We start from the raw sequence: 8,505 nt of genomic DNA, 5'->3' as shown, positions 1-8,505 counted from the left end.
TAAGTGTTGTTACCATCATAACCTCCATCAGCTAAAACCTCAGCTATCTTCTCTTGATTCGCTTGCTTTATTAAATGTTCTAAGCACTTACGGTCATCAGTCACATGGTTGGTCATAATGCGCGAGAGTATTAATCATTCCTCACTAACTCCTATGTGTAACTTACTCCATATCCTTCTTTTGACTTCACCTCCATGCTTGAAAATAAGCCATTCACTTTCTCCATATACTTTAATGCCCGTGCTGTCTATTACCAAGTATCCATTTGCAGTTAACTGAGGTAACTTTATTCTCTTAAGCAAACTTTTAGCTCTTTTAGATAATCTGCTAAACTCAGGAACTTCAAGCTTAACGTTAATAAATTCAAATATAGACTTAACAAATCCTTCAGTCTGCCTTAGCGGCAACTTCAGTAGCATACGTAATGTTAGCATCATATCAATTGCATAATCAGAATAATAAGTTAAGCGTCCTCGTTTACACATATTGTCATTTATAGCATACCATAACTCCTCTATATCCTTATTTATCCAGACGGTAAGTGATCCCCCTATTCTTTAGTGATTGGTTATACTCTTTCCAGTTATTTACTTTGTATTTTATCTTGCTATAACTATTTCTTCTGCCTTTATTTCTTTTCTTCATGGCGACTTACTTCTTCATACTTTAGCTTACTAGTATGCTTATCTTGAACTCTTTAAACTACTCTTCTTATTTTAATTCTTTAAGTATATTTGTAAAACTTGCACCTCAATTCGGATTTAAGCAACAACTCCCCTTTTAATCCCAATTTCAAAACATATTTTGAAAAGAGAGGAAAGAGGGTAACTTTCACTAATGACGCATCGTTACTGGGTGGTACGTAAGCCGCCTTATCAGTGCCTGAGCGTAATGCGGGGAAACTCGCACGTTACGTTCTTTGAAGAGAGCCTCTCAGCAATGGGTCGCTCTTACTCAACGAATAGAATAAAAATCAATATTTATGAATAGGTATTTCGTTTTGAAAAGATTTATTATTTATTACTTTAGTAATATAATATTGTTGTTCTACAGGTAGGTCGTGTTGATTTTTTAAATGCTTATATTTTGGGAAAACAACCGAACATTGTTTCATATTACCTTCAAATTCACATAACATAATCCCTATACTTTTTAATTCTTCAGACTTGCTTAAAATTGTCGTAGAAACAACAGGATTAAATACCTCTCTTAAAGTATTATAAGCTTGTAACAAGGATTGGCATTCTAATATAGAATCATTATTTAAAAGAGTATTCTGTAATGAATACTCTTGAGATATAACATCTAAATTATTAAGTATAATTTTATAAGTATGAGAAGGAAATAAAGACCTTTTTTGTATTTCAAAAGCATTGATTAAATTTTGTATCCCAGCTTTATAGTCAAACAATGAATTGTAAACTATAGCAAGATTATTAAATATTGGAGCAATAAATTGATGATTATCACCATGGATCATTTTTCCTATTTCCAGTGCTCTCTGTAAATATAAAAAGCTAATCTTATAATCTTTTAGCTCAATATAGACTTCTCCGATATTATTAAGTATAAAAGCTGTTTTTGAGTGATTATTACCACATAAAGATGTACATTCTTTTAAAGCTTGGTTCAAATAATTTAAAGCCTTATTATATTCTCCTAAGTTTCCTAATACTATCCCTAAATTATTTAAAACAGCAATAGTATCCCCATAATTTTGTTTATTATAAATAGCTTCATATATCTTCAAAGCTTCATTAAATTTTTCGACTGCATTATTATACTCATATTTTGAATAGTATATCATACCTAATCTGTTTAAAGCTAAGGCGGTTTCAATTAGCGCAGAATACTCAATTCTTCCTTTATTTACTCCCAATATAAAATTACAATATTTCTCAGCTTTATTATACTTTTCTCTCATATAATATACTTGTGTTAATTTACTGTATATTGCTGTACAAACAATATTATTTGGGAGATTTAAAATCTCTTCTGTAGATAATAACTTTTCATTTAATACTAATTTAAAGAATTTAGTTGCTTGCGTGTAAGATAACAACTTATAACAAATTTGCCCTTTGGTTAGATTGTTATTGGGTATGATATTTAAAGTAAATGAGGAAATCTTTTTTTCTTCTATCCAAATTCTACACATTGTTCTTATAACAATGTTTAAAGGGAAAAGGACAGCATATATTTTATACAATTCTTTAGAACTAATATAAAACCTATTGTCATTAGGTAAATAAGAAAAATTTTGTACAATTAATTCTTCATTTTGTTGTCCATATTTTAAGTATGCTGCCAATCTTATGGTAGTTATTAGGTCTAAAATTTCTAATAACTTTGAAGCACTTTCTATAGTTATATGCTTTCGATCAACAGCCTCTTTAATTCGATCCCATGAATTATTAGCTGTTAAATTAAAATATAAGGTAAGTCCACTTAATACTACTATTGGTAATCTATAAAGCTCATATTTAATATTATAAACTCTTCCTACATTTTTAATTTCTTTGGCTAGGTTAGGTTCAAATCTGCTAATATCCTGGAGTAATACTTCAATAGCCCTTTTCTCTCTTAACTTCACTTGCGCAAAATAAGTTGGTTCTTTAACTTGTCTATCCAAAATATATTTTAAGTTAATCATATATTCATTGAATAAAAAATCATCTCCGTCTATAAGAACTGTAGTAGTTAATATGGTAGGTAAGTGTGGATCTATATTAAACCAGTAATCTTCCTGGAATCTTACCATTTCTTTAGGTGTAGCGATTAATTCATATTTTTCATTATTTTCTAAATAAGAAATATGATAGTTTCCAAGAGGTGTTTTACATCCTTTATTAGCTCTACCATCAAAGGAAAATCCCATAGGGATTGAACATTTTATGCCTTTTAAAAAAGGAATATTATGAATATCTGGAGTAGTTTCCCCGAAATTAAGTACCTTTAAATGTAATAACTTAGTTAAAATACGAAAATACTCCTTATTTTTTATATTTAATATCGGGGTTATATCTTCTATAAGAATTGCAAATTCTATATCTGAATAAGGTGTCGCCTCATCCCTTGCCAAAGAACCTAATCCCATAATAGCATACTTACAAGGTGGCTTTCCTAAATTTTGCTTACTTTCTTCAATTAAATTTATTAATAATATTTTTATTTGAGTATTTATGTCTTGATATATTTGTTGAGTTAATAACCTTTTACTACCCAATATTTGTTCAATTTCTTCTTTTGTTTCTAAATCATTCTTCTGTTGCTTTTTCAGCTGACTTAGATAAACCTGCTGTAAGGAAAGTTTTCTTCTAGCTTGATTACGTATATTTGACAACGTTTCCTTAAACGTATAGTTACTTTGTGAAATATTAATAACTTGCGTTAAAGGCAAAATAGATTCTATAAATTTTCTTTCAGTAAGCTTTATCTTTTCTTCTAAACTATTTTTTAAATAATCTATTAATATTAAAAGATTTTTTTTTTAGAATTATTACATATTGAAAGTGAAAAATTGTAAAATACATTAGCGGTTAAAAAATCATTTTTTTTTAAATAAATATTCCCTAGAGATTTGAATAATTTTATTTGGGTTAATTGATCGTTAACTTCAAAAGCAGTGATAAGGCTTTTTACAATTTTTCTTTTTTTTATGTTATCCCCAAAGCCACTTCTTGTCAGTGTCTTATTATATAAACCCATTTCTTCTTTCATAAAGCTCACCTAGTTATGCTTACTTCTTTTCTTTCATCTTTTCGTTTACATTCTTCCATTAAAGCCCATGATTTGTCCAAATATTTATTTCTAGTTTCATCAGAGATTATACTCTCACCTATTTCCTTGAATAAATCATTTGAATTTTTAGCAAACTTAAAACAATCTCCGTTAGACCTCTTATATCTATATAATTCTGCAAGTCCCAGATTTGCTTCTGATTGTAAGACAACATATTTATTTACACGTAAATATGTTAAAGCATTTATAAGAAATTTTTCTACCCACTTTAAATCAATATTATTATCCTGCTTATTTTTCAAGTCTTCAAATATTTTATTTGCTATAACAATATACTGCTTTACTTGTTCTTCTTGATTTTCTATAGCACCAATATTATCATAAATTTTTTCATAATAATGCGCCCTTCCTCTAGACTTATCTAAACCAGACATTCTTAAATATACATAATTTAATTCTTTTAGGCAGGTTGACTTATTAAAACTATCTTTCTCATTATCTAGCAACTTAACTTCTTCATTAATAAGTTCTTTAAATCCTTTTTTAGCAATTTTTAAAGATTCCATATCGTGCCGCCGAGAAAATATTTGCAGACGACCACTACGTTTAAATATGGTAGTATCCAATTTGCGCGGGATATCATCATTATAATAATCATCATATAAGTTATTTTTATCTTTTTCAATAATGTCTCTAACTTCAACAGCCTTCTCTAAAGCTTCATTATATATGTTCTCTTCAAATTCCTCTTTTTTATAAAATTTAGTTCTTCCAAAATAATATAATGTTTGAGCGTATATGGTAGGATACTGATTATTTATTGCTGCTAGTGCTTTACATATTGATTCTAAGTCTTTACTTTCTTTATTTATATTTATTAATTTATGAAGTTCTTCTAAATTTTTTCGCGTCATTTCTTCAGATCTTTCATGTTGGCCATTTACTATATAATATGCCGCACATTTAACTCTAGTAGAAAAATAGAGAGGACTTTTAGAGTCAAGTCCCAACCACTCTGATTCTTGTTCTATAGTATTGAAAGCTTCAGCAAATTCTTTATTATATTCATCTTGTTTCCTTCTATTATCACGTCGCATGATATCATGCATATAAAAACCGTTATTCTTTTCCTCAATCACTCCATACTCAGTTAGAAGTTCAAGTGCTTCAATTAAACCTCTTGTATTAGAGGTTAAAAATTTCAGTTTATGTTTATCAAAATCTTTTTGTCTACTAGATAACATTATATAGGCCATTATTTTAAAACATAATTTTTCAACCTCTCCTTCTTTGCTATGCAATTTTTCAAAAAAAAGAGCACTTATCCCATTATTTATTATCTCTATAGCATTTTGCTGTGAGATTAGTGTCTCTATTGTTTCTTTGGTATTTTGCTCTGAGAGTTTTAAATGTGGATTTGTTGAATGCAATGTATCATATAATTTTTTTATAAAATTTTCTATTTCAAGGAAGGTGTCTTTTCCTGATTCCATTTTTAAATATAATGCTGCTCTTTTTATACATAATGGAAAGTATCCTAATTTCTCAGCTAAATCATTTTTTTGTTCTCGGTGTTTTCCATAAAGAGGGTGTGTTTTGCCAATAATACTATCTATTAACATATTTACCTCATTCTTGGTTAACCTAAAATTTTCTGCATTTAAGTTAATATTTAGTATAGGTCTAAGTTTAGGATGTTTTAATTCTTCAGATGAAGTTATTATAACTTGTCCATTTATCTTGTATTCTTCCTCTTTGGAGTTTCTTTTTCTAGAATAATATCCCATTATATCATCATACCCAACTTCGTTATCATTATACAATCTTTGCTCATATATACGGGACGGAATGTATTGTTCAATTAGCGCATAGTTTACAACATTTTCAAAAATTACCAAAAAATTTCTTCTTAATGCTAATTCAGCATTAACTTTTTCAATTGCTTTAATATTAATTCTTACTTCTTTAGTCGTTGTAGTATCATTTTCTTCTTCTTTAATTCCAAGTGTTTTGGCAAATTCCTTATATTGGTCTTGAATTTTATTGGCATCAAAAATTTTAACAGTTACTTTTGCTTTATGATTTTGCAACTTTAATTTTTTACAATAATCATTGACATATTGAGCTATAATTTCTGTTTTTCCACTACCTGGCGCACCTTGTAACGTGATAATATTAATTGAGTTATTAACTCCTTCTTGTAGAAATTTTTCTTCTAATGTATCTATTACTGCTTCTCTCTTAACATATTTAGGTTCATTATTTATTGCAGGTATAATACTTGCTTTTTGTTCTAATTTCCTTTCAGCCTCTGCTTCTCTTCGAATATTATATATTTGATATAAAGAAACCAAACCTATGCCAGTTGAAAACAACCCAAATCCCCATTGTATATTATGGGCTATTCTGCTAAATAAAAAATCATTTATTTTTTCAATTAGACTATTCTGCTTTTTTTGTTCTACTGTCAAATTTTCATGCTCACTAGACTTGCTATACATTCTTTTTGGTATTCTTTTTGATGATAAGGATAAAGTAGGAATATTATAACTATGAGTTACTAGTACAGGAGTATTTGGATTAGAATATGTCCCCTTATAAAAACTCCAAGAAAATATAGCACTTCTATTCAGTTCTTGCTTATATAAGTATCTCCAAGGTTGGTATCCTATATTATTCACTGATAATCTTGATGGAAGATAATTTATATTTCTCATTTTTGTTACTCTCTAGATAAACTGATTAAATTTTATACCTAAATAATTTAATTTTAGCTAATATTATTATGTAGCTAAATTTGTCGATAATTGCAATAATTTCAGTATTTTAATTATATAAACATTATTTATTATACATAAATGTACAACTTATTTTATATTATTATATATATAATATATATTAATTATGTGAGTTAAAATCAAATAAAAGTATAATTTCTAAAGTAAACGCCTCAATAATAATTTTTTTAATTTTTGCACTTTTAAAGCTTACATAGTATTTAGTATTGTGTAATGAGCATATTGGCGGAGTGTGAAGGATCGCTCGACCAGCCGCCACAGAATAAATAAATTAATTTATGTGGGAAATTTCCCGATCGCATTGTCGTACTCTTTTTGTGCCTCCCGAATGGATGATTTTCTGTAAATTTCAAGGGCTTGCCTGGTTTCATGCCCAGAGTATGGTTGGATGAGAGCGTCATCAATTCCCTGTCTTTTCAGCCAGGCTAATAAAAAATGTCGCAATTTGTGCGGCGATATTGACCTCTCCATTCCTGCTAATTTGGTATATTTTTCCAATATCTTACGTATTGCTCGATCAGTATATGGTTTCTTCCATGATGATTCAAATAAGTATTTTCCATTTTTCCCTGCTATATTATTAACCTGCATTGCTAATATTTCCTTAAAACTATTAGGAAACGGTACTTTTCGGTCTTTTTTCCCCTTGCTTACAATGATGTTAATCTGGCATTGGTCAAAATCGATATCATCAATTTTAATTTTTACTAGTTCATTTGGCCTTGTTGGAGACCATTCAAAAGCTGGGGGTGAGTCATGCGGCAATGGGTAAAGGTTGCTCTTCTCCATCCATGCCCGGATACCAATTTGCAAAAGATTCTTTTAGCTCCAGATTTAATGTTTTAGTTCTAAGTTGGATCATTAAATGGGCTCCTTCCTTACTCCATCTCATTTGCTGTTTTTTCACCATCCGTTTACTTATAACTTCATTTACTGTAGATTCTACAAAGGCCGTAGATATTGATTCTCCGTATGCATACCTTGCACCATAATCAGGGATATATGCTTCATTAGCTTCAATATAACCATAAAATTCTTCTATCATTTTCCAAAGCTTATATTCCTTGCTCTTCTTTTTCTCATAAAATGTTTCCAAATCAAACCTTAGAAAATCAAGTTTTTTCAAGGCTTTAAATACATTGCCGCTCCATAAACACCACTTAATCCTATCCAGCTCATCCCCAACATTTAGCTTCAGCCCCACATCTTCTAAGGAGAGGCCTTTTGCTACTTGCTTCATGACCGTAATCCTCATAGTAATATGAAACCAATCTAATATATGCTCTGAATAAGGGCTTAAGTACATTTGTAGTTCTCTAACTACGTCCCCTCCGTCAGATAAAAAGGTCATTTCTTGGTTGATCTGCATGCCTTGTTTCTTTAGCATCTCATATAGCCTTCTTTTGGGTTTGGTATCGTAATTTACTACAAACCCAAATCTCTTTGTACCTCTATCGTCTTGTAAGCTCTTGCCCACTATCGCTTCAAACCATCCGGCTTTTCTATTATTACCTTCTCTTGCATGGATATAGCCACCGTCTATTCCTATAGTTAAGGGGATATCGGGTTTCGGTAATTTTTCCCAATCGCGCGGACAGCCCTCTATATACATATGCTGTTCTTCACCCAGCTCGCTTTCTAAACGTTTTGCTACCTTTTGAGCCTTATAAAATATAGAAGAGATATTAGTCTGCATTGGAAATACTTCGTCTAAAAGTTTTATATGTCATCCCATATGACATTAATGATATCCACTTAGTCTGTAAATAATTAAGCTCAGGCGAAATGCGTTCTTTTAATATTTTTGGTAACGGGCTAAAACTAATTTGCTTATTTGATTTGCAGCTACATTGATAAAACCTGGGACTCTTTATCGAAATCTTCCCAAAAAGAGTTCTATACACAAGCGGGTGATAACCTTTTAAACTAAGCTTTTTATTACAACAACTACAAATTTTTTCAGCAG

General features: G+C 29.9%; 7 protein-coding genes and 1 pseudogene. All 8 read right to left on the bottom strand.

The window, feature by feature from the left end; translation table 11 throughout:
- Positions 1 to 134 precede the first annotated feature (134 nt).
- Positions 135 to 497: a transposase gene (locus NF27_RS11340; RefSeq protein ID WP_239647834.1), complete on the bottom strand. Its 363-nt coding sequence runs from the start codon at positions 495 to 497 to the stop codon at positions 135 to 137.
- Positions 498 to 522: 25 nt separating this feature from the next.
- A complete protein-coding gene (locus tag NF27_RS13185; protein WP_275574619.1) occupies positions 523 to 645 on the bottom strand; it encodes a hypothetical protein in 123 nt (40 codons plus the stop codon).
- A 328-nt stretch (positions 646 to 973) separates the two neighbouring features.
- Positions 974 to 3,343 carry a tetratricopeptide repeat protein gene (locus tag NF27_RS07955; RefSeq protein ID WP_039458037.1) on the bottom strand — a complete coding sequence of 790 codons (2,370 nt, stop codon included), beginning with the start codon at positions 3,341 to 3,343 and terminating at the stop codon, positions 974 to 976.
- A 131-nt stretch (positions 3,344 to 3,474) separates the two neighbouring features.
- Positions 3,475 to 3,720, bottom strand: coding sequence for a hypothetical protein (locus tag NF27_RS07950; RefSeq protein ID WP_039458034.1), 246 nt, complete (start codon positions 3,718 to 3,720; stop codon positions 3,475 to 3,477).
- Between the two features lie 5 nt (positions 3,721 to 3,725).
- On the bottom strand, positions 3,726 to 6,458 hold the full coding sequence (locus NF27_RS07945; protein ID WP_039458031.1) for an NB-ARC domain-containing protein: 2,733 nt from the start codon (positions 6,456 to 6,458) through the stop codon (positions 3,726 to 3,728).
- Positions 6,459 to 6,815: 357 nt separating this feature from the next.
- Complete coding sequence (locus tag NF27_RS07940) at positions 6,816 to 7,328, bottom strand: tyrosine-type recombinase/integrase (RefSeq protein WP_053332694.1); 513 nt, start codon at positions 7,326 to 7,328, stop codon at positions 6,816 to 6,818.
- The gene (locus NF27_RS07935) at positions 7,294 to 8,235 is read right to left on the bottom strand and encodes an ISKra4 family transposase (RefSeq protein WP_053332693.1); all 942 of its coding nucleotides are present in this window, start codon (positions 8,233 to 8,235) and stop codon (positions 7,294 to 7,296) included. The genes NF27_RS07940 and NF27_RS07935 overlap by 35 nt, the downstream gene beginning before the upstream one ends.
- A pseudogene (locus NF27_RS13315) lies at positions 8,225 to 8,505 on the bottom strand (ISKra4-like element ISCot1 family transposase); the annotation flags it as partial. The gene NF27_RS07935 and the pseudogene NF27_RS13315, both read right to left, overlap by 11 nt.

Origin of the sequence: Candidatus Jidaibacter acanthamoeba, from assembly GCF_000815465.1 — a bacterium.
Lineage (GTDB): Bacteria > Pseudomonadota > Alphaproteobacteria > Rickettsiales > Midichloriaceae > Jidaibacter > Jidaibacter acanthamoebae.
This window is presented reverse-complemented; position numbering and strand designations above follow the sequence as displayed.